Annotated in this window: 18 protein-coding genes; 4 read left to right on the top strand and 14 right to left on the bottom strand. The window is 61.3% G+C overall.

Features of this window, described 5'->3' with window-relative positions; all coding sequences use genetic code 11:
* Positions 1 to 257: 257 nt before the first annotated feature.
* From P8Z34_14315 to aroF, 8 genes are read right to left on the bottom strand one after another with little or no spacing between them, the layout of a single operon-like run.
* Positions 258 to 1,433 carry an aminotransferase class I/II-fold pyridoxal phosphate-dependent enzyme gene (locus P8Z34_14315; protein MEJ2551845.1) on the bottom strand — a complete coding sequence of 392 codons (1,176 nt, stop codon included), beginning with the start codon at positions 1,431 to 1,433 and terminating at the stop codon, positions 258 to 260.
* 49 nt (positions 1,434 to 1,482) lie between these two features.
* Entirely contained in the window at positions 1,483 to 1,929 is a 447-nt protein-coding gene (gene aroQ / locus P8Z34_14310; protein MEJ2551844.1) for a type II 3-dehydroquinate dehydratase, read from the bottom strand.
* Entirely contained in the window at positions 1,926 to 3,518 is a 1,593-nt protein-coding gene (gene aroB / locus P8Z34_14305) for a 3-dehydroquinate synthase (protein MEJ2551843.1), read from the bottom strand. Before aroB ends, aroQ begins: the two co-directional genes overlap by 4 nt.
* The gene (aroC, locus tag P8Z34_14300) at positions 3,493 to 4,659 is read right to left on the bottom strand and encodes a chorismate synthase (GenBank protein ID MEJ2551842.1); all 1,167 of its coding nucleotides are present in this window, start codon (positions 4,657 to 4,659) and stop codon (positions 3,493 to 3,495) included. The genes aroB and aroC overlap by 26 nt, the downstream gene beginning before the upstream one ends.
* Positions 4,652 to 5,494: a shikimate dehydrogenase gene (gene aroE, locus P8Z34_14295; protein ID MEJ2551841.1), complete on the bottom strand. Its 843-nt coding sequence runs from the start codon at positions 5,492 to 5,494 to the stop codon at positions 4,652 to 4,654. The genes aroC and aroE overlap by 8 nt, the downstream gene beginning before the upstream one ends.
* Positions 5,491 to 6,777, bottom strand: coding sequence for a 3-phosphoshikimate 1-carboxyvinyltransferase (gene aroA / locus P8Z34_14290; protein ID MEJ2551840.1), 1,287 nt, complete (start codon positions 6,775 to 6,777; stop codon positions 5,491 to 5,493). The genes aroE and aroA overlap by 4 nt, the downstream gene beginning before the upstream one ends.
* Positions 6,749 to 7,651: a prephenate dehydrogenase gene (locus P8Z34_14285; GenBank protein ID MEJ2551839.1), complete on the bottom strand. Its 903-nt coding sequence runs from the start codon at positions 7,649 to 7,651 to the stop codon at positions 6,749 to 6,751. Before P8Z34_14285 ends, aroA begins: the two co-directional genes overlap by 29 nt.
* A complete protein-coding gene (aroF, locus tag P8Z34_14280) occupies positions 7,651 to 8,673 on the bottom strand; it encodes a 3-deoxy-7-phosphoheptulonate synthase (GenBank protein MEJ2551838.1) in 1,023 nt (340 codons plus the stop codon). Before aroF ends, P8Z34_14285 begins: the two co-directional genes overlap by 1 nt.
* Positions 8,674 to 9,162: 489 nt before the next feature.
* Here aroF and P8Z34_14275 point away from each other — a divergent pair, with 489 nt between their 5' ends.
* Positions 9,163 to 11,073, top strand: coding sequence for a trypsin-like serine protease (locus P8Z34_14275; protein ID MEJ2551837.1), 1,911 nt, complete (start codon positions 9,163 to 9,165; stop codon positions 11,071 to 11,073).
* Positions 11,074 to 11,166: 93 nt separating this feature from the next.
* Here P8Z34_14275 and P8Z34_14270 read toward each other — a convergent pair whose 3' ends face one another.
* The 3 genes from P8Z34_14270 to P8Z34_14260 form a co-directional block, all read right to left on the bottom strand.
* Complete coding sequence (locus tag P8Z34_14270; protein ID MEJ2551836.1) at positions 11,167 to 11,901, bottom strand: hypothetical protein; 735 nt, start codon at positions 11,899 to 11,901, stop codon at positions 11,167 to 11,169.
* Between the two features lie 16 nt (positions 11,902 to 11,917).
* Entirely contained in the window at positions 11,918 to 13,495 is a 1,578-nt protein-coding gene (locus P8Z34_14265) for a hypothetical protein (protein MEJ2551835.1), read from the bottom strand.
* 118 nt (positions 13,496 to 13,613) lie between these two features.
* Positions 13,614 to 14,843 (bottom strand): hypothetical protein, encoded by a 1,230-nt coding sequence (locus P8Z34_14260; GenBank protein MEJ2551834.1) that lies wholly within the window; start codon positions 14,841 to 14,843, stop codon positions 13,614 to 13,616.
* A 602-nt stretch (positions 14,844 to 15,445) separates the two neighbouring features.
* On the opposite strand from P8Z34_14260, the gene P8Z34_14255 reads away from it, so the two are divergent.
* Positions 15,446 to 16,540, top strand: coding sequence for a tetratricopeptide repeat protein (locus P8Z34_14255; protein MEJ2551833.1), 1,095 nt, complete (start codon positions 15,446 to 15,448; stop codon positions 16,538 to 16,540).
* Here the strand turns inward: P8Z34_14255 and P8Z34_14250 are convergent.
* Positions 16,522 to 16,722: a hypothetical protein gene (locus P8Z34_14250; protein MEJ2551832.1), complete on the bottom strand. Its 201-nt coding sequence runs from the start codon at positions 16,720 to 16,722 to the stop codon at positions 16,522 to 16,524. The genes P8Z34_14255 and P8Z34_14250 overlap by 19 nt on opposite strands.
* A 39-nt stretch (positions 16,723 to 16,761) precedes the next feature.
* Between P8Z34_14250 and P8Z34_14245 the strand changes: the two genes are divergently transcribed.
* Together P8Z34_14245 and P8Z34_14240 are read left to right on the top strand one after the other, a co-directional pair.
* The gene (locus P8Z34_14245; protein ID MEJ2551831.1) at positions 16,762 to 17,586 is read left to right on the top strand and encodes a hypothetical protein; all 825 of its coding nucleotides are present in this window, start codon (positions 16,762 to 16,764) and stop codon (positions 17,584 to 17,586) included.
* 81 nt (positions 17,587 to 17,667) lie between these two features.
* Positions 17,668 to 18,405, top strand: coding sequence for a hypothetical protein (locus tag P8Z34_14240; GenBank protein MEJ2551830.1), 738 nt, complete (start codon positions 17,668 to 17,670; stop codon positions 18,403 to 18,405).
* A gap of 37 nt (positions 18,406 to 18,442) precedes the next feature.
* Here the strand turns inward: P8Z34_14240 and P8Z34_14235 are convergent, their stop codons facing one another.
* Together P8Z34_14235 and P8Z34_14230 are read right to left on the bottom strand one after the other, a co-directional pair.
* Positions 18,443 to 18,847 carry a signal peptidase II gene (locus P8Z34_14235; GenBank protein MEJ2551829.1) on the bottom strand — a complete coding sequence of 135 codons (405 nt, stop codon included), beginning with the start codon at positions 18,845 to 18,847 and terminating at the stop codon, positions 18,443 to 18,445.
* A 231-nt stretch (positions 18,848 to 19,078) separates the two neighbouring features.
* Complete coding sequence (locus P8Z34_14230; protein ID MEJ2551828.1) at positions 19,079 to 19,861, bottom strand: formylglycine-generating enzyme family protein; 783 nt, start codon at positions 19,859 to 19,861, stop codon at positions 19,079 to 19,081.
* Positions 19,862 to 19,939: the final 78 nt, after the last annotated feature.

The following is a 19,939-nucleotide window of genomic DNA, read 5'->3' as shown; positions in this document are numbered from 1 at the left end:
GGTTTCGAGGATCACCGTCATGACAACATCTCCGCCAACCGATTGAATTCAAGGTGGGTGTGTTCACGCAATTCCTGGGGAGAGCTGCTGCGTACTTCAACTGTGCAAACTACTCTCGGCGTTCCTTCCTCTGCCGCACGAGCGCCCAGGTCAAACCGAAAGCCAAACCGAAAGCGATCCCGAATGTGATCCCGAAGAAGAACGGGTTCATTCAAAAACCTCCCGGTACATGGTCAGAAGTACTACGGAAATTTACATCACCTAATGTTCGCCCGCCACCATTCCGTAAAGCGGCCCATCCCTTCTTCGATGCGTTCGTTCGCCGCGCCGAGGGAAATGCGGGCGTAGCCCTCGCCGGACTTGCCGAACACCGTCCCGGGGGTCAGGCTGACGCCGGTGGCCTGCAGCAGCGCCGAAGTGAAATCGTCCGCAGTCCAGCCCTCGGGGATGGGCATCCAGACGTACAGCGCCGCCTGGGGGACCGCGGGTTCCACACCCAGGGCGTTCAAACTTTCGAGGATCATATCCCGCCGACGGCGGTAGATCTCGTTGCGCTCATCGAGCCAGGATTGATCGCCGTTCAACGCTGCAGTGGCAGCGTCGGTGACGGGCTTGAACTGACCGCTGTAGACGCTCGGCCGGAGCTTGCGCACCGACGCCACAAGTTCTTCACCGCCGACGACCACGCCCACCCGCCAGCCGGCCATGTTGTGCGATTTGGACAGTGAGTTGAACTCCACGGCAACTTCCCTGGCACCTTCGATCTGCAGTGGACTGGAGGCGCGATAGCCGTCGAAGGTGACCTGGCAGTAGGCCGCGTCGTGGCAGAGCAGAACGTTGTGTTCACGGGCGAAGTCGATCGCCCGGGCGAAGAAATCCAAGGTTGCCGTAGCGCCGGTCGGATTGTTGGGGTAGTTGAGCCACAGCAAACAGGCGCGTTCGGCGACACCGGGCGGAATGGCACTGAAATCGGGCAGAAAGCCGTGCGCTTCGTCCGAGGGCAGCAGCACGACCTGCGCCCCGACGAAGCGTGCCGCCTGGGCGTAAATGGGGTAGGCAGGTTCAGAAATCAGCACCACGTCGTCCGCTTCGGCGTTGGCCAGGGTGAAATGAAAAATGCCTTCCTTGGAACCGAGCAGGGGTACGATCTCGCATTCGGGATCGAGGTTCACGTCGAAGAGGCGCGCGTAGAGGTGTGCCCAGGCCTGGCGCAGCGGTCGCGGCCCGTTGATGGGTTGGTAGCCGTGATGACCGGGATCGCGGGCCGACTGGTTCAGGGTTTCGATGATCGCCTCCGAAGGCGGCAAATCCGGCGACCCGATGTCCAGACGGATCACGTCCGTGCCGCGAGCGCGCAGCCCGGCGATCGTCCCGTCGAGTTCGGCGTAAAAGCTGGGCTGGACGGCGTCCATGCATTGGGGTTGCTTTTTCATCCGGGTTCCTCGGTGTGATTTCTGTGATGGCCTGGCCGTTGAATCGCGTTCATCCCGTTCCCGCGTTCAATCGTTCAGCCAGGACTTGCAAGGCCAGCAGGTAGCTGCGCCAGCCGAAACCGGCGACGATGCCCACACAGGCTTCGGCGCTGATCGACCGGCGGCGGTATTCCTCCCGGGCGAAGATGTTGGAAAGATGCACTTCCACCGTCGGCAGCTCGCTGGCGGCGATGGCGTCGCGGAGCGAGACGGAGGTGTGCGTCAGCCCACCGGGATTGATGATCACCCCGCTGGCGCTTCCACGCGCCTGATGCAGGGCGTCGATCAAGGCGCCTTCATGGTTGGACTGCAGCGTCTCGACGGACAGATCCAGGCGCTGCGCTTCTTGCTTTAAACTCTCGTCGATCTGCGCCAGCGTGGTCGAGCCGTAGACCTGGGGTTCGCGCACACCGAGCAGGTTCAAGTTGGGACCGTGGAGCACCAGGATCGTTTTCATGCGGACTCCTTCACGCTTTCGAGCGTCTGCAGAATGATGTTTTCTGGGACCGTTTGGCGGATTTCCGCTCGTCCGGGATCGACCGGCAGAACGAAATGCAGGCGGCCGCCGGCTTTCTTCTTATCGCTGGACATGGCCGCGCGTACTTCCGGGACGGCGAGTTTATGGAAGCGTGTGGGCAGGCCCAGTCGGGTCAACACGGCTTCGATGCGCGCGGCCAATCCTGCGCCCGCCAGACCCAGCGCCTCGGCCATGCGCGCTTCCGCTACCAGCCCGATGGCGACCGCTTCACCGTGGCTTAATCCAAATTCGCTGGCGGCTTCCAGGCCGTGCGCCACGGTGTGGCCCAGGTTGAGTTTGGCGCGTACGTCGTGTTCGAAGGGATCGACGTTGACGATGTCGATTTTTACTGCCAATGCGCGTTCGATCCAGCGTACGGTCGGCCGCGTGTTTTCCCGCTCGAGCCACTCGAACAGCAGCGGATCGGCGATCAAGGCCGCCTTGAACAATTCCGCCATGCCGTTGCGAAGTTCTTTCTCTGGCAGCGTGTCCAGCGTGTCCGTATCGCTGATGACCAAGGATGGCGGATGAAAGGCGCCGACCAGGTTTTTCCCCTGGGGCAAATCGACGCCGACCTTTCCACCGATGCTGGCGTCCACCATGGCCAGCAGGGTGGTGGGCAGATTGACCCAGCGCACGCCGCGCATGAATGTCGCCGCAGCAAATCCGGTCATGTCTCCGATCACGCCGCCGCCCAGGGCTACGATCGTTGCGCGGCGTTCGATTCCCAATTCCAGGAATCGTTCATAGAGCGTGCGGACCGTATCGAGCGTCTTGTGTTCCTCGCCGGCGGGGATCACGACCGATTCGGCGTCCAATCCTTCGCAAACGCTCCCGGCGTATAGCGGGGCGACGTTCGAATCGCTCACCACGACGAAGGGCGGATTCAAGCCGCGTTCGGACAAGAGCGCATCCACGCTTTGCAACAGATCGGTTCCGAGAATGACGTCGTAGGCCGGGGGCGGCGCTTCGACGCGTAAGGTCGAACTGCCCAAATCGTCCAGCAGCGCCAGGGCTGCCTGCGCGATGCGTTCGGGGTCGTCGCCGGAGGCGTCGACGCGGTAGGGGAAGGAGGCGTATACCTCATGCCGTTTTTCCAGCAGCGCCAGCAGCTGCGCTTCTTTATCCCCACTGAGCAGCGGGCGGTGGTCCGCTTTCTGTGTGCGCCGCAGCAGGACTTCTTGCGGGCAATCCAGGAAGATCACCCGGCCGCTGGCTTCCATCAGTTCGCGGTTGCCGGGATCGACCAGCGCGCCGCCGCCGCAGGAGATCACCTGCCCGCTTTCGCCGGCCAATTGCCGGCAGAGGCCGGCTTCCATCTCGCGGAATGCGGGTTCGCCATCTTCGCCGAAGATGGCGGGAATCGGCTTACCGGCCCGTTCCTCGATGCGGGCGTCCATGTCGAGAAAATTGCGCTGCAAATGCTGCGCCAGAAGTCTGCCGACGGCACTTTTACCGGACCCCGGCGGACCGAAGAGCGCCACGTTCTGCGGCGCCAGGGCGCTAATCCCAGAAGACGATGGGCTCATCGTCCATCTCCAGATCTTCGAGACGAGCGGTGCGCAATTGGCGAAAACGCTCCAGCAGTTCGTCGAGCGAATCACCGCCCAGTTTTTGGAGCAGGGCGTTGGCCAGCACGATGCAGACCACGGCTTCACCGACCACCGCGGCGCGCGGCACGGCGCAGAAGTCCGAACGCTCGTAGTTGGTCTGCGCCGCCTCGCCGCGGGCGACGTCCACCGAAGCGCGCGGCGTGAGCGTGGTAGAGATCGGTTTCATCGCCACGCGCAGTATAAGGGGTTCGCCGGTGGTGATGCCGCCTTCCAGGCCGCCGGCGCGGTTGCTGCGCCGTAAAAGGATGCCGTCCTCGAGTTCGATCTCGTCGTGGACTTCCGTGCCGCGTTTGTAGGCCAGGGCGAATCCCTCGCCGATCTCGACGCCCTTCATGGCCGGGATGCTCATCAGCGCCGCGGCCAGTTGGCTGCTCAGGCGGCGGTCGCCGTGGACGTGGCTGCCCAAACCGGGCGGCAGCCCCATGGCGACGACCTCGAAAATGCCGCCTACGGTGTCTTTGGCCTGCATGGCGGCCTTGATCTCCGCCTGCATCGCTTGCGTTCCCGCTTCGTCCGGGCAGTGTACTTCGCTCTCCGCCGCCCGGGCGAGGCGCATTTCCAGATTCAGCGCATCCAGATTGGCGCTGACTTGTCCGATGGCGGTGACGTAGCTGCCGACGCGGATGTCGAACTGCGCCAGCAGTTTGCGGCACACCGCGCCGACCGCCACGCGCGCGGCCGTCTCGCGCGCCGAAGCGCGCTCCAGGCTGAAGCGAAAATCGGAATAGCCGTACTTCACTGCGGCCGTCAGGTCGGCGTGTCCCGGCCGGGGAACGGTCATGGCGGGGACGGTCTTGCCCTTCCAGTTTGCGTGATCGCGGTTGCGGATGATCAGGGCGATCGGCGCGCCGGTCGTCTGTCCGGCCAGCACGCCTCCGCCGATCTCGACGGCGTCCTTCTCCAGCTTCATACGCGGGCCGGCGCCGTAGCCGCTCTGGCGCTGGGCCAGGTCGGGCGCGATGTCGTCCGCCGAAAGCGGCAGCCCGGCGGGCATGCCTTCCAGAATGGCCGTCAACTGCGGGCCGTGGGATTCACCGGCGGTGAGGTATCTAAGCACGTCGACCCTCCAGGGCGGCTTGCGCTGCGGCCGCCATCACCCGGCGCGGGGGCGTTTCCCCCGTCCAAAGTTCGAAGGCCAAAGCGCCCTGTTCGACGAGCATGCCCAGGCCGCTGCCGGATTCCAGACCTTCGGCGCGAGCGCGCTTCATCAGCATCGTTTCGGCCGGATTGTAAACCAGATCGTATACGAAAGCACCCGCGGGCAGGAAGACGTCCTGCGGCCAGGGGCAGGCTTCGACGTCTGGCGACATGCCCACCGGCGTGGCGTTGACCAGCAGGCGGCATTCGATTCCGGCGAAGCTGCCGCCTTCCCAGGGCAGGATCTGCGCTTCTGCGCCGGCGGGTACGATCAAGTCTTCGATCAGGCGCTGGGCTTCATCGATGAGCGGGGTGATGAATTTGATGTGCGCCCCGTCAGGGATCAACGCTGCCGTGACGGCGCGCGCTGCACCACCGCTGCCGAGGACGACCACGTTGTCCCCATCGATCTCGACGCCGTGCGAACGCAGATCGACCCGGAAACCGGTAACGTCAGTGTTGTGTCCGATCAACCGCTGCTCGTCACAGACGATGGTGTTCACCGCGCCGATCCCCGCCGCCGAAGGATCGATCTCGTCCAGCAGCGGAATCACGCGAGCCTTGTACGGGATGGTCACGTTGGCGCCCAGCCAGTCATCCTGGCGCAAGCGCGCCACCGCCGCTGCAAGTTCCTCGGCCGGCGTCTCCAACAAATCGTAGCGCCCGGGAAGCTCCAAGGCGGCAAAGGCCGCGTTGTGCATCGCCGGCGACACGGAGTGCGACAGCGGGTAACCCAGCAGGCCGGCACGGCTCATGCCAATTCAGCTCCGCAGGAGATCAGCGTGGGCACGAATTCGGGGTAGGACTGCTGGATGCATTCCGCCCCGCGCACCACCGTTTCGCCCTCGGCGATCAATCCGGCGACGGTCAGCGCCATGGCCAGGCGGTGGTCCTTGTGCGACTCGACGACAGCGCCCTGGAGCCGGGTTGGCCCGGCGATCGCGAAGCCGTCTTCCCGGGCTTCGATCTGGGCGCCCATTTTCTGCAGTTCGCCGACCAGCGAGACGATGCGGTCGGATTCCTTCACACGCAGCTCGGCGGCATCGGTGACGACGCTCTCACCTTCGGCCTGCGTGGCGGCGACGGCGAAGATGGGGAATTCGTCGATCATGCGCACCACGCGCTCGCCGGAAACCGCCACGCCGCGCAGCTGGCCCTGCCGGACGATGAGATCGGCGATCGGCTCCAGGCCCGATTGGTGTTCGTTTTCTGGGCGAATGTCTGCGCCCATTTCCTGCAGGACGTCGATCAAGCCCGTGCGGGTGGGATTGACCCCGACGCTCCGCAGTTCCAGTTTGGAACCGGGAATCATGGCGGCGGCGGTGATCAGGAACGCGGCGGAGGAGACGTCCGCGGGGACGACCAGCGAGAAGGCCGACAGCGGCCCCGCTTCCGGTTTCAGTTCGACGTCGCCGTTGTTGGCGTTCACCGATACGCCCAGACAGCGCAGCATGCGTTCGGTGTGGTCGCGCGATGGGCCGGGTTCGTGGAGTGTCGTGGGACCGTCGGCAAAAAGCGCCGCCAGCAGTATGGCGGTCTTCACCTGCGCCGAAGCGACGGGCATTTCGTAGTCGATGCCGTGCAGCTTCCGGCCGTGAACCTCGAGCGGGGGTTGATCCGCCGCGCCCTGAATGTCGGCGCCCATGCGGCGTAGAGGATCCACCACGCGTTTCATCGGGCGTTTACGCAGGCGCTGGGTGCCGTCCAGCGTGGCTTCGATGGGCTGGGCGGCCAGCGCGCCGAGCAGCATGCGCATCGTGGCGCCTGAGTTGTGGCAGTCCAGGGTTTCGTCCGGTGTACGCCAGGGGCGGCCGACGATGACCAGATCGTCGTCGCCCATGAATTCCGCATCGACGCCGAGGGTTTTCAGGCAGCCCAGCATGGCGTCGGTGACGCCGGCGCGTAGAAATCCCTGGATGCGGCTGGTGCCCTGGGCGATGCCGCCCAGGAGCAAGGCGCGGTGGGAGATCGATTTGTCTCCCGGCGGGCGCACGCTGCCGCGTAGTTTCTTAGCCGCTTTGGGGATGCGGATTTCCATGAGGCTCCTCGGATTCTTGGTTGTCTATACTGGCGCGTTGACTGCGGATCAGGGTCAATTCAGCGAAGAGCCTGTCGGCGTCGCCGGAGGCGATGATTTTGGTCAGTTCCTGCAGGTTGAGTATGGCACGCTCGAGCGCCTTCTGAATCTCTCCCCGGTTGGTGAGCAGGATGTCGCTCATCACGGTCACATCGCTGGCCGCCAGGCGGGAGGTGTCGATGAAACCGGAGGCGATCAGGTCCCAGATGGCGTCATCCACGGCGCTGGCTTCCATGCCCACGGAGATCAACGTAACCGCCAATAAATACGGCAGGTGGCTGGTGACCGCCACCAGGCTGTCGTGGCGTTCGGGGTCCATGACCAAGGCGCGAGCGTTTACGGCGGCGATGAGCTCTTCGATCAGCGCCAGCATCTCCTCCGATGTACGCTCCAGGGGCGTGATCACGAAGGTTTTGTTGCGATAGAGATCGGCTTCGCTGGAGGCCAGCCCGGCACGTTCCTTTCCGCACAACGGATGTCCGCCCAGGACGTCGACTCCCTTCGGCAGGGCTTTCATCGCCTGGACGATTTCGACCTTGGTCGATCCGAGGTCGAACAATCGCGGCGGCACCGGTAGGTCTCGGCCGATTTGTTTCAGCGTGTCCAGAATGGCACGCACCGGCGTGGCCAGCACGACCAGATCGCTGTTTTCCAAAGTGTAGTGCAGGTCGTTGCTGGCGCGATCGAAGATTCCCAGCTCGTTTGCCTGCTGCACCACCTGGGGATCCCAGTCCATGCCGATCAGCTCGGCAACCTGGCCCTGCAGGGCGCGGGCGAGGGATCCGCCCATCAGGCCCAGCCCAACGATCGAGAGGCGCGTTTCGGAGAGTCTCATCAGTGCTTGGCGAGCTTTCTACCCACGGCTTCGCTCAAAACCTGGGCTTCGTGCACGAGTTCGGCGAAGGTTTCCGGTTTGATGCTCTGCGCGCCGTCGGAAAGGGCTTCCTCGGGATGCACGTGGACTTCGACGATCAGGCCGTCCGCTCCGGCGGCGACCCCGGCGCGAGCCACGGATCTGACGTAGGCGCTCTTCCCCGTGCTGTGGCTGGGGTCGAGGATGACCGGCAGATGGGTGAGTTCCTTGAGCACCGGGATGGCGTTGATGTCCGTGGTGGCACGCGTGGCGCGCTCGAAGGTGCGGATGCCGCGCTCGCAGAGGATCACGTGCGGGTTGTTCTTGGAGAGGATGTAATCGGCGGCCATGAGCCATTCCTCGATGGTGGACATCATGCCGCGTTTCAGCAGCACGGGATGTCCGGATTCGCCCACTGCGCTGAGCAGCGGGAAGTTCTGCATGTTGCGCGTGCCGATCTGGATCACGTCGGCGTAGCGCGCCACCAGGGATACCTGTTCGATGGTCATCGCCTCGGTCACGATCGGCAGCCCCGTCTCTTGCTTGGCTTCGACCAGGAGTTCGAGTCCTTCTTCGCCCAACCCCTGGAAGCTGTAGGGCGAGGTGCGCGGCTTGAACACGCCGCCGCGCAGGGCGGCGCCGCCGGCTTCCTTCACGGCGTGCGCCGTCTCCAGCAGCTGCTGGCGGTTTTCGACCGAGCAGGGGCCGGCGATGATGACGATCTCCGGCCCTCCGATTTTAACACCGTTTAAGGCCACCACGGTGTCCTGTGGGTGCATCTCGCGCGAGGGAAGCTTGAAGGGGCGCAGAACCTGGAGCACTTTCTCCACGCCGTCCATCAATTCCAGTTGGTTGAGATCGACGGGGCGTTCGTCGCCGATCACTCCGATGATGGTGCGTTCTTCGCCTTCGCTGAGATGCGTGCGGTAACCGAGGTTCTCCACGCGGGAAACCACGGCGGCCACCTGCTTTGCGTTGGCTTGATGCTTCATGACGATAATCACGGCCACCTCCCGGCACGTCGTTTCACAAGGGTTTTCCGGGTCGTGCCTCGAATGTGTCCCGGAAAACGAAAAAGCGCCGAGCCGCTGCTCCGCGCTTGGGTATTCCGACAAATTCTGGTTATGAACTAGTCAACGCGCAGAAACGGTGGGCCCTCCTCCCACCAAAAATAGTAGTAATAATACTTCTTGCTGTCCGTTGATCGTTTCATTTCATGCTCTGCTTGAGCTTCGAGGATCATAGCACAAAGCGGAGGGGAAATCAACACTTGGTCGCGGGAGATATTGGCCTCGGATGATGCAGGCTTTGCGGGGCTCTTGCGCATGTCTCGAATACGGGTGTATTTTATTGAAGACAGAGGAGACACTATTCCCAGAATAGTAGGGGGATGGCATCCTGCATCTTCGACGGGCACGTCCCTTGTGACCAAGAGAACACGGTTTCTTCTCAATCGTTGCGTAATTCAACTCTACCTTCCCGGGAGGGACATCATGGAATCCAGAATCAAGAAAGCTTTCGTCTCGCTGCTGTTTTTGCTTTTGATCGTCGGAATCGAATCGGCCGGTGCAACGCTGTACTGCGGTCGTGCGTACAAAGAACTCAAGCAGGATCCCGGCCAGCCGTACAATGCGGTCGGCTATCTCAACAACGGCTGCACTGCGTTCCTCATCGACGCCGACCACATCGTCGCTGCCGCCCATTGTTTCGAGAACACCACGACCGGAGCGTGGCAGACCGGACTGCGCTTCTATCCGAACTTCCACCCGGACCGCGTCGCTGCAGATGCGTACCATGTGCCGCGCGCCGACGTGATCCGCACCGTGGTCGGCTCGCGCGCAGGTGAGTCGCTGCTCGGGTCGGGGATGGATTGGGGCATCGCACGCGTGGATAACTGGCAGGACACGGACGGGCTCGATCTGACCCCGCTGCGCCTGGCTTCGGCGATGCCGGCGTCGGGCACGGAGCTGGTCAACCCGGCCTACACGCGCCATCATTTTCCCTACGACGATAACGATGCCACGACGTGGGACAACATGGAATGGGATTCGACGAACTGCGGTTGGGTGGGCGCTAATGGCGGCATGTGGGCCATCACCATGCGCGAGGCGCCTTTCTACGACGGTGTGCATCGCGACATCGTGGGCTGCAACTCCCGCTGGGGCGCGGGCATGATCCACGCCGACTGCCAGCTCTCCGCCGTGAACAACGACGTGGTGGTGCACAACTGCGACACGGTGGGTGGTTCGTCCGGATCGCCCATCATGTACAAGACGACGGGAGGCTGCAATCCGGGAACATGGTACGTCATTGGGGTCGGGCACGGCGGCGGACCGGCGGATTTCTCCCAGCTCGCGCCGGTTTGTACCCCGGACACACCCGCACACGCCGACAACGTCGGAGCCAGCGTCGAGCGCTTCCGCCTGGCGCCGAGGTACGCATCCAACGTCGCCGTACACCGGCGCCCGGATAATTCCATGGCGACGGCCGTGTTTGCCGTCGACAGCGATCTGGACCAGGTGGTCTACCGGGCGCGCAGCGGTTCTGCGCCCGGCTACGCCGACGCTTTCGACTTCTGGCAGACCCTGGGCACGCCAGCCAAGGGAAAAGAGCTGACGCGCATCGCCGCCTGCTCGGCGGACTCCAGCGGCCGCCCACAGGTGTTCGTCGTGGCGGATGACTCGGAGATCTACACCCGCTCCGTGCAATCGAACGGCCAGTGGAACGGCGCCTGGTCGAGTGTGGCGCTGCCAGGTTCGCTCACCAGCGTGGCCGACATCGACACGACGCACGACCTCAATAACCGCTGCCAGCTTTTCGTGGTCGCCGAGAACGGAAACGCTTTTACGCTCAACAAGAGCGCAGACGACAGCTGGGGATCGTGGAGCACGGTCGCTTCCGGATCGTTCGACCGCATCACCGCGCTCAACTACGAAGACGAGCTGCACGTCGCCATGATCGACTCGGCGGGGCAGATCTGGCGCACGACCCTCACCGCGGGCGGGTGGGCCGTCCCCACGCAGCTGGGCAATCCTTCGGGCGTCGGATCGTGGCTCGACGTCGACATGACCTGGGACGAAGCTGCGCGCGGGTTCATGCTCGCCGTCCCGCAGGGCGGGGGGAACCTGCTCTGGTTCGAGCCGATGTACGGTGAGACGAAGTGGCAGTGGCGCTACTTCGAAACGCACCTCTGGGCGCCCGGCGCTGATCCGCAGGACGCACCGAGCATGCTGAGCGTCACCGCCTCGCGCTGGATGGAAGACCAGCCCGGCACGACATCGCCGGTCGTCTTCGCCACCGACGACAGCGGCAACGTCTACCTGATCGAATACGCCCGGGTCGGAACGGCAGGCTGGGTGCTGGACTGGAAGTCCTTCTACCACGAAACGATTCCGTACAACTGACGTAAAAATGCCCTGCCTGACCCTCACATCGACGGTCGGGCAGGGCTCGTTTTTCACGGCGTTCCATTCGACAGGAGCTGACGAACTGCGGGATTATTCCTCGATCAGTCCGAATCCGATCGCCGCAGCCACCGTGCCGAGAAAGCCGAGGAACCAGGCGATCAAGAATTTGCGTTTCAGCAGCGCCAGTACGCCGGCGAGGGAAAGCACCGCGCCCAAGCCCCGGTTGGCTTTGCGAACGGTTTCCTCCGCCGCGGCGGTGCTGTGCCCGCGCCGGACGAGCGACCACTTGAGAATTGGACCGCCGTCGAAGTACGGGATCGGCAGCAGCCCGACGCTTCCGATGAACACGTTCGTGCCCAGGGTGAAGTCGCACACTTCGCGGGCCGCCGAACCGGGCGCGGTCGTACTTCGCAGGCAGGCCAGCGGGATGAGCAGGCCTGCGTTCAGCAGCGGCCCGCCCAGCGAACGGGCGATGTGCTGTTCCGGCGTGACGCTGGGATCGTCCGGCTCGTAGTACACCACCAGCGGCATGCCCCAGGTCACGCGCAGGGCGTCCATCGGTTTTCCCACCAGGCGTGCTGCCGCGGCGTGGGCCAGATTATGCAGCCACTCCGAACCCAGCATGGCGGCCATCTTCAAGAACCCTACTGCCAACCGGGTCAGCCAGGATCGGCCCGGTTTATCGCTGCGCTTGGCCAGGTAGGCCCACGCGCCGGCCTGTGTGAGCGGCAGCCATGTGCGTCCCTTGACGACCAGCGGCGCGCCGAAAACGCGCCCCACCACGTCCACTTCTTCGTCGGGCGTCACCACGGGGGGTTTTTTCATGACTCATGCCTCGGCTTCATTCTATATGGATAAACCGATACTCGGTACGCCAGCTGTGACTTCTTTCAATGAGCGGATCGATCAACGTTGTGGTTCTTTGCGTTACATCGTATCGATATAGGGAGTCGTCGGCGACAAAGAAGAGGCAGGAAGCTTCGGGAGACCAAATCACCTTGCTCACACTACGATCGAAGACGGTTATCGTCGATTGATCTTGAAGGGAATAGATATCCAATCCGTTTTTTTCGTCACGATAGTTACTGCCGTAAATGGCAAGCAGATCGTCACTTGGTGATACTGCGATTCTGCCACTCATCTCGGAGATTTTCTGCGTTTCGTGATCCATTGTGACAAGGTAGGTGCCATCATCAACCAGCGAAACAGCACAGAGATAATCATTATGTTCGAGGGCTTTCCCCGAGGCGATGCCTGTGGCGATTCGTGAGTAACTTGCGTTGTTGATGTTGACCAAAAAAACGCCCGGTTCAAGTTCGGATTCGGTCGGAAGGGTCGTGACGAGTAGAAGATTGCGTCTAGCGATGTAATCCGTCGTGGAGAAGCTGTCTGGCCAGATCATTTGCGCAGTGCCCTCGGTAATATCGAGAAGCGTGATGTCATACTCTCCCGGTCCATTCGCAGCTTCATGGACGAAATACTGATCGTTATTCAACCAGCCGCCTTCAAATTCTCCTACGTCGTAGGGGAAGGAGATCGCGTTTGTGCCATCCACGGAGACAACGTGGTTCGTCGTGGGTGTATGTACGCTGAACATATTCGCACTGGCGTGCATGATGTGCTTGCTGTCCGGGGACCAGGAGATTCGTTGAATCTGCCCGGGACCGGAAGTGAGCCGCGTTACCGAGTCGTCCTCCGTGTCGAACAAGTATAGATCGGATGAGAAACCATCCATTTGACCCGCAAAAGCCAAGTATCGGCTGTCCGGCGACCACTCGAGAGAACCGATTCCTTGTAAGAAGGCATCGTACAGAATGGGAGCTGCATCTTCCGGTGTGGTGGCTCTGATCTCTTCGCTCAGCTGATTCATGTTCTCTTCTGCCAACATGACAAAGTTCAGCGGATAGTAGATCGATAGAAGAGGAATCTCGATGACGTCGGTGCCACCCCGGAGAGAGATGATATTTAGTTGAAGGTTAAATTTCTGCGCAGGGTCGTATTCCATGAACATACCTGCATAACCAGTATAAAAGGCGAAGTACTTACCGTCCGGTGAGACGCCATCGAGGGGGTGCATGGCGTATGGCGGGAAATATGAGAATCTTCGCGACACCATGCTGCTGCCGTCGGATTTGATAAAAATCAGCTCGTCCCCCGATTCGATCTCTTCTAGGTAAACAAGATAATCGCCGGGTTCTAGTTGAAGAACTTCGGGGATGGGCATCTCGGCGGTTTCAACGAATTGGGTGACGGTTGATGATTGGATCGTTGAAGTGGCTGTCGCAGTGTGAGGTGCTGATGTTATCGTCGGGGTTTCAGTCGCCTCGGGCGGTGCCATGGTTGGACCAGGCGCCTCTTTGGGTGCGCATGATACGAGGAGCAGGGAGTAGAGCAGGGCGGTTATTCTGAGACGAAGCACTAGACTTCTCCTTCTCCCGGGGAGGATTAACTCGGATAGGAAGAAATTCCATCGGTGTAAATCATGTCGATATAGACATCGAGTAATAAGCCCGGTAATTCCGGACGCATTTTCAGGGTCATTCGATCTCGACGAACTTGGAATAAGGAGGAAATCCAAAATAATTGATTGAATCATCGACTTCGATCGTGCTGCCGTTAATCAGATCATGCACGCAGAGGGAGTCTCCAATTTCCAGGAAGAATCCGGAGGAATCGGGAAGCCAATCAACGCCGTAAAATTCATTATCTATGATCGTAATCGTCGTTTGATCTCCGAGGGAATAAATATCAAGTCCACCATCATCCTTGTCACCCGATATCGCTATAAGTTCATTATTCGGGGATACCGAGATCCAGCCAGACTTATCCGATATTTTCTCAGACATGAAATCGTTGGACACTAAATACGTGCCATCATCCATTCGCACAAAAACCAACAGATAGTCTTCCCGCTCGAGCGCTCGAATTGCCCAGAATTCACCGGTGAGGATCTGGGTGTATTTCGTTGTGGCTGGGTCGACGAGGTAAATGCCGGCATCCAGTATTGAAAACTCAGGATAATTAACCAGGAGCGAATCTCGAGAGGTGAGAAAATAACAGTTACTGAACTGGTATGGCCAGATCACTCGCGCACTCCCTTCGATCGTGTCGTACAGAATCAGGTGATTGCTGCCGGCCCCGGTTGCGACGTTAAATGCGAGGTAGTGATCGTTGGTCAGCCAAAATCCCCTTCGAATCCGGTAGTCAGGGAATGAAATCACCCGGCTGCCATCGAGGCTTGCAATGTGATTCGTGTAAGCGGAACCTGCTGCAATCTCGTTTGTGCTGGCGTGCGCGATCTGCTGGCTGTCGGGTGACCAGGTTATACGCTGGATCTGCTCGGGGCCGGAAGTCAAGCGTCGAACCGAGAGATTTGCTGCGTCGAATACGTACAGATCCGATGATGGCCCATCCATCTCCCCGGCGAAAGCCAGGTAGCGAGAATTCGGCGACCATTGGAATTCCCCAATACCCGTCTGGAAGGCGGTGAAGAGTCCCTGGGCGACCAACTCCACCGTGGGTCGTCCGTACTCCGATTCGAATTCGTCTTGATGATTCTCTGCATACTCCAGGAAATTGGCCGGAAAGGAATCGGAAAGGAGTGGAATCTCCGCCAAGATCGATTCATCCTGCAGTGAGACCACGTTCAACTGAAGGTCGTAATCACCTTCGAGATCGTAATCACTCATCGGTTCGCCGACAAATCCGGACAGGTAGGCATAATATTTGCCATCCGGGGATACACCCTGGATTATGCTTGCTTGCACGCTACGGAGGCGCGGCCTTTGCCGACGGGGTCTCAGTCGCCTCGAGCGGTGCCATGGTTGGACCAGGCGTCTCTTTGGGTGCGCATGATACGAGGAACAGAATGGAGAGCGACGTGAATATCTTCAGACGCATAGTTGAATCCCTCTTCTGCCTGGATAGTAGACTCGAATGCTCAAATTGTCCATCAGGGTGCTGCCCATTGTTGGTTACGGATATCCACCCGCGACCAGTGTTGCGCAGATGTGTATCTGCCGATTATCTCAGTAAAATCTATATCGGATCGCAGCGGATAAAGATCCGCAAAATATCGGCACCGGATACATATCCGGCGCCAGCACCGTACCTTGCTGGTTGCGGATATCCATCGCCAGCGCTTTTGTAGGGGCGACCCGCCGGGTCGCCTTTCCACAATACATTCCTCAATCATTGTAGGGGCAAACCTGTGTGTTTGCCCAGGTGCTGGACGCCCCACCGGGGCGTCTCTACGCATCTTGATGGAATTTTGTATGGGTCGATTGGGCCCGATTACTCTCCAACAATGGAGACAACGACCACAAAAGAATGTAGAATTCGATGCGTGATCCGACGAAGGGATTGAAGCATGAGTGAATTCAGCGAAAGTTACCACCTGCGGGCCGAGGTCGCGGAGCAGGGGATCGAGCTCCTGAAAGCGGCCGGTTTAAAGGGCGTGGTCTTCCAACCGCAAAACGGTTGGGTGACCATCATCCCGCAGGCCACACCGCTCGACGCGGTGCGGGCGATGACGTCCCACAATCCGGGAACCCTGCTGCACTACGTGTTCGGGGAGGATCACGGCTGGGCGTTCAGCCTGTATGAGAAAAACAAGCTCGTGATTCAATACGAGTGCACCTGGGATGCGAAACTGGCGATCGACGATTCGCTGGTCGATGTTGAAATATTAGGGGCGCTGGTGAATCCGGCGCGCCGCTCCGAGCTGGAAGCTGTGCTGCGTCCAGGGCTGGATGGCGCTCGATCCGCCCATCACCGCTTCGCCGATCTCGTCGGCCTGCAGCACTACGAATGGCTTTCCGGTGTGTACCTGGATGGAATCGACCGGGCGCAGCCGTCGATCGCTTACGACGACAGCGTTTCCGACGAGGCCGCCGAAGACCTGGAAGAAGAGTTCCCCACCTGGCAGGAACTGTGGGCGGAAGCGGACGCCTTGTTGGCGGAGGGGCGCCATGCGGAGGCTTTCAAGCAGTACCACCAGACCGTGGTGCAGATGCACTACTTCCGGGACGACGTGCGGCTTGGTCCGGGCGGGTTCATCTTCGAGCGTGATTTTCTCGCCCGGGCGAGCGCCTTTGCGACCCGGCGCGGGGGGATGTGTCCCGCGGCGGATAAAGCGGGAAGCTGCGCGCTGGCGCAGGGGATTCTGCGCGATTACGCCGCCGACCCGGACGCTGCGCAGCAGTCCTACGCAGCCGCCCTGAAGGCCTACCGCAGCACGGGCAACCGGGGATTCGAGGCCAAGGCGCTGCATAATCTCGGCCTGGTATATCTCAGCCAGGGACAGTACGCCGAGGCGCTGGCGCACTGCCAGGGAGCGCGGGAGATCCTGCGCGATGTGGGCGACCGGATCATGGAAACCGCCGCCTTGCACGCCGTCGGCGCGATCTACGAGGCGCAGAAGCAGTACCAAGATGCGCTGGAGATCTACCACTCATCCTGCTGAACGACGTGGGCCGCGTTTACGAGGCCTTGGGGCAGGCGGCCGAGGGGCACGAGTATTACCGCCAGGCGATCCCGCTGCAGCGCGAATGGGAGGCCCGGGAAGAGTCGCTGCGAAAGGCGCGGGAGGGTCTGCGAGGGTGACTTCGAGGCATCAACGCCGGCACTCATTTTGAGCAGCTTCATGCATTGTCACCACTGGTTTAGAATCTTCCGGGAGGCAAGATGAGCAGCATACAAAATGGCGAATCCGGGGAAGAAACCGATGAGCGATTCGCTGGTTTGCATCCTGATCTGGTAGAGGCATTGCAGGACCTGGAGAAGATAGCGGACCAGTATGCCAGGATCAGAGACGGGGAGAATGTCCCCGATGATGTTCTGCAGGCGGGAATATCACTTTATGCCGAGATGAAAGCTCGGGCAGAAGGTGAGGATGCACAGCCGTGGGAGGACTATGCGGGTTATTTGAAAGTGGTGGAAGAAGTTCAGGAGCGCATGAAAACGAAACTGCAGGATCCGGCGAAGCGAAAGGCGCTCGAATTGGCTCAGCAGGCGCACGATCTTTTCTGGGAGAAGCGATACGATGAATGCCTTCAGAAAATCACCGAGGCTGCAGATCTGGATCCCGATTATGCCTGCAGAGTCGAGGCGACACGCGAGGCGATTGAAATCGAGCTTCGCAAAGGCCCCGTCAGGCTCACACGTGCGATCAACCGCATTCTCTACCCTCGTCTCAGGAAGCTGGGCTTCCGTCCGAAGTTTGGAGAAGACAGCGCAAAGTGGAACGAGCAGAACTCACAACTGTCTCGCCTCAACTCGCACGGAAGCGAAGGTGGCATCGACATGGGCCGCACGAAGTTTGGCAAGAAATTCGCGCTGGCTGTTTGGAGACAAGAACGCAGTGGTGAAATCGAGCGGCTCGATTTGCATACGGTCGGACTCAGGCCAGAATCTCTGTGCTATCTGAATCAAGCCGAGGCGGATGCGATGCTCGAACGGGTGGCCGAGGCGTTCGAGGGTCCGATCCTGACGTGGCTGGATGAAGCATAACGCTCTGGATTGGTTCTCGAGCACGAGGCCACTGCTTGAGCATGGATTCCGATAAATCCTAGAATTGGAAAAGGGGGCACGATGACGAACGCGTATCTGCTCGAAAGCCTGGCCTGGTGTTTGCCCATGGCGCTGCTGATCTATGCCGTGTTGAAGTGGGCTTCCGGTCAGGAAAAACTCAAGCAGGAGGTCAACCCCAAGACGGGCGAAATCGGCCCGCCGCATCTGTGCCGCGGGGGTTGGAACGAAGGCGAGATCCGCGGCTGCTACCTCGGCTACGCGACCACCGGCATCCCCGTCGAGCCGGTCAACACGTACTCCAATCTGGCCTACCTGGCCGCCGGCTGGGTGGTCTATCGCCTTGCCGCGAGTTGGACGGCGCTGGTCTTCTGCGTGGCCATGGCCTTCCTGTGCTTCGGCTCGGCACTGTACCACGGCATGAAAACGCGCTGGTCCGCCCGCTGGGATCACGGCGGCATGTACGCCGTGATGGCCGGCCTGGCGTTCTACGTGCTGGCGGCGGGACACGCTTACGAACCCGAAATCGTGCTCGCCGGGTCGCTGCTCAGCGGGATCTTGCTCGCCTGGTTTCTGGACGGATATCTGCTGGCGCGCATGGCGCTGCTGCTGGCGCTGATCACGGTGGGCGTGATGACCCGCGGCGACGCGGCGCTGGGCTGGACGAGTCTGGCGTATTTCGCCGGCGCGCTGGCCGTGTGGCTGGTGGACAAGTACACCGGCATCCTGGGCCGATTCGGTCACGGCCTGTGGCACGTGCTCACGGCCGTGGCCCTGGCGTATATTTTCCTCGCCGTATAACGGGGACCGGTTGCGGGAGTCGTTTGGTAATTCCCTCTCAATCCTCTATCTTAAACCCTCTGCGAACGAAACGCAGGAACGCCCTGCGCGTCTCGATCGTGCGGTGAAGAAAATACCGCCAGCCCCGCCACTCGGACCTCGTCTCCCGCAGCACAAAGCCCAGCTCGACCGCCAATGCGGCCAGACCGGCGTAGGCATAGACGTCGGCGAAGTTGGCGCTGGGCCCGTCGAAGAACCGGATGAAGTCGGTCGTGTAGGGGGCGAACAAATCGTCCAGCAGGTGACCGAGGCAGCCGGCGCAGAGACCCACGGCCGCAACGTCGGTCCAGACGCTGCGACGCCGAGTCTGGGTGTAGAAGAGGTAGACGGGGAAGGCCAGCAGGGCGACGAAGAGCCAGGCGAGGCGCAGGGCGGCGCGCGCCCAGACGGGCAGGTCGGGCACGAACCACGAGACTCCACTGAAGACCGGCTCGAAATGGATCCGCAGTACGCCGCCCCGAAATGGATCCGCAGGGCGCCGCCCAGGATGGAGATACTTTCTCCCGGTTCCATCGTTGTGCGTATGAGGGCCTTGGCGGCCTGGTCGACGACGACCAGCAGCAGGGCCAGCGCGATCAGGCGTAAGATATGCGTGCGGTTCATCGGTTCCCCCGTTTCGCAGCCCGGCGTTTTCCTATTCCGCCGAAGCCCCGCAGCGGAAGCCGAGGCTGTCGTTTTTATCAAGCGGCAGGTGCAGCACTTCGCGTTTGGCGGCGCGCACGGTGGCGGGGATGCTGAAGTAACCGCCGCCGCGCAGCACCCGTCCCGCGCCGTTGGTGGCGTAGGGATCCCAATCCTCGACCCATTCCCACACGTTGCCGGCCATATCCAGCACGCCGTAGGGGCTGGCGCCTTCGGGCTTGCTGCCCACGGCCCAGGCCGAATCGCCCGAGCCGCAGCCGTTGCCCAGCACGGGATCGAACATCACCGCGTAGTCGCAGGAGGCGAGCTCATTCCCCCAGGGGTAGATGCGCCCGTCCGTGCCGCGCGCCGCCTTCTCCCATTCCTTCTCCGTGAGCAGACGCCTACCGGCCCACTCGCAGTAGGTGCGGGCGGCGTCCCAATCCACGCAGACCACGGGATGTTCGTCGTCGCCGCGGAAGCAGTCGGGGATGGGGCAGTCGCTGCAGTGGGCGTACATGCCCTGGGTCACTTCGGTCAGGTCGATCCAGAAAGCCTCGGTGGTTTCCGTGCGCAGCGGGCGTTCGTCGTAGTCGCCGTCGTCGCTGCCCATGCGGAACTCGCCCGCGGGGACGAGCACCAGCGTCATGCCGTCCACCGACGAGGTCCAGCGGTCGCCGGGCTCGGCGTCCGCCGGCGGCGAGGCGGAGACGACCGGCTTCGGCGTGGGCAGCAGCGCGCAGCCGGCGGCGAGGAGGCTGAGGATTATGATGATTAGTAGGTTCTTGGAGTGCATTTCCCCTCCGTTTTTGAACGTTTGCGTAGTCGAGGTATCGTATCACAGAGCTGTACGATATTTAATGAAAGAAGATAC

The organism is Anaerolineales bacterium, assembly GCA_037382465.1.
GTDB lineage: Bacteria > Chloroflexota > Anaerolineae > Anaerolineales > E44-bin32 > WVZH01.
Note: the sequence above shows the minus strand (reverse complement) of the source record. Positions and strands in the feature narration are given on the sequence as shown.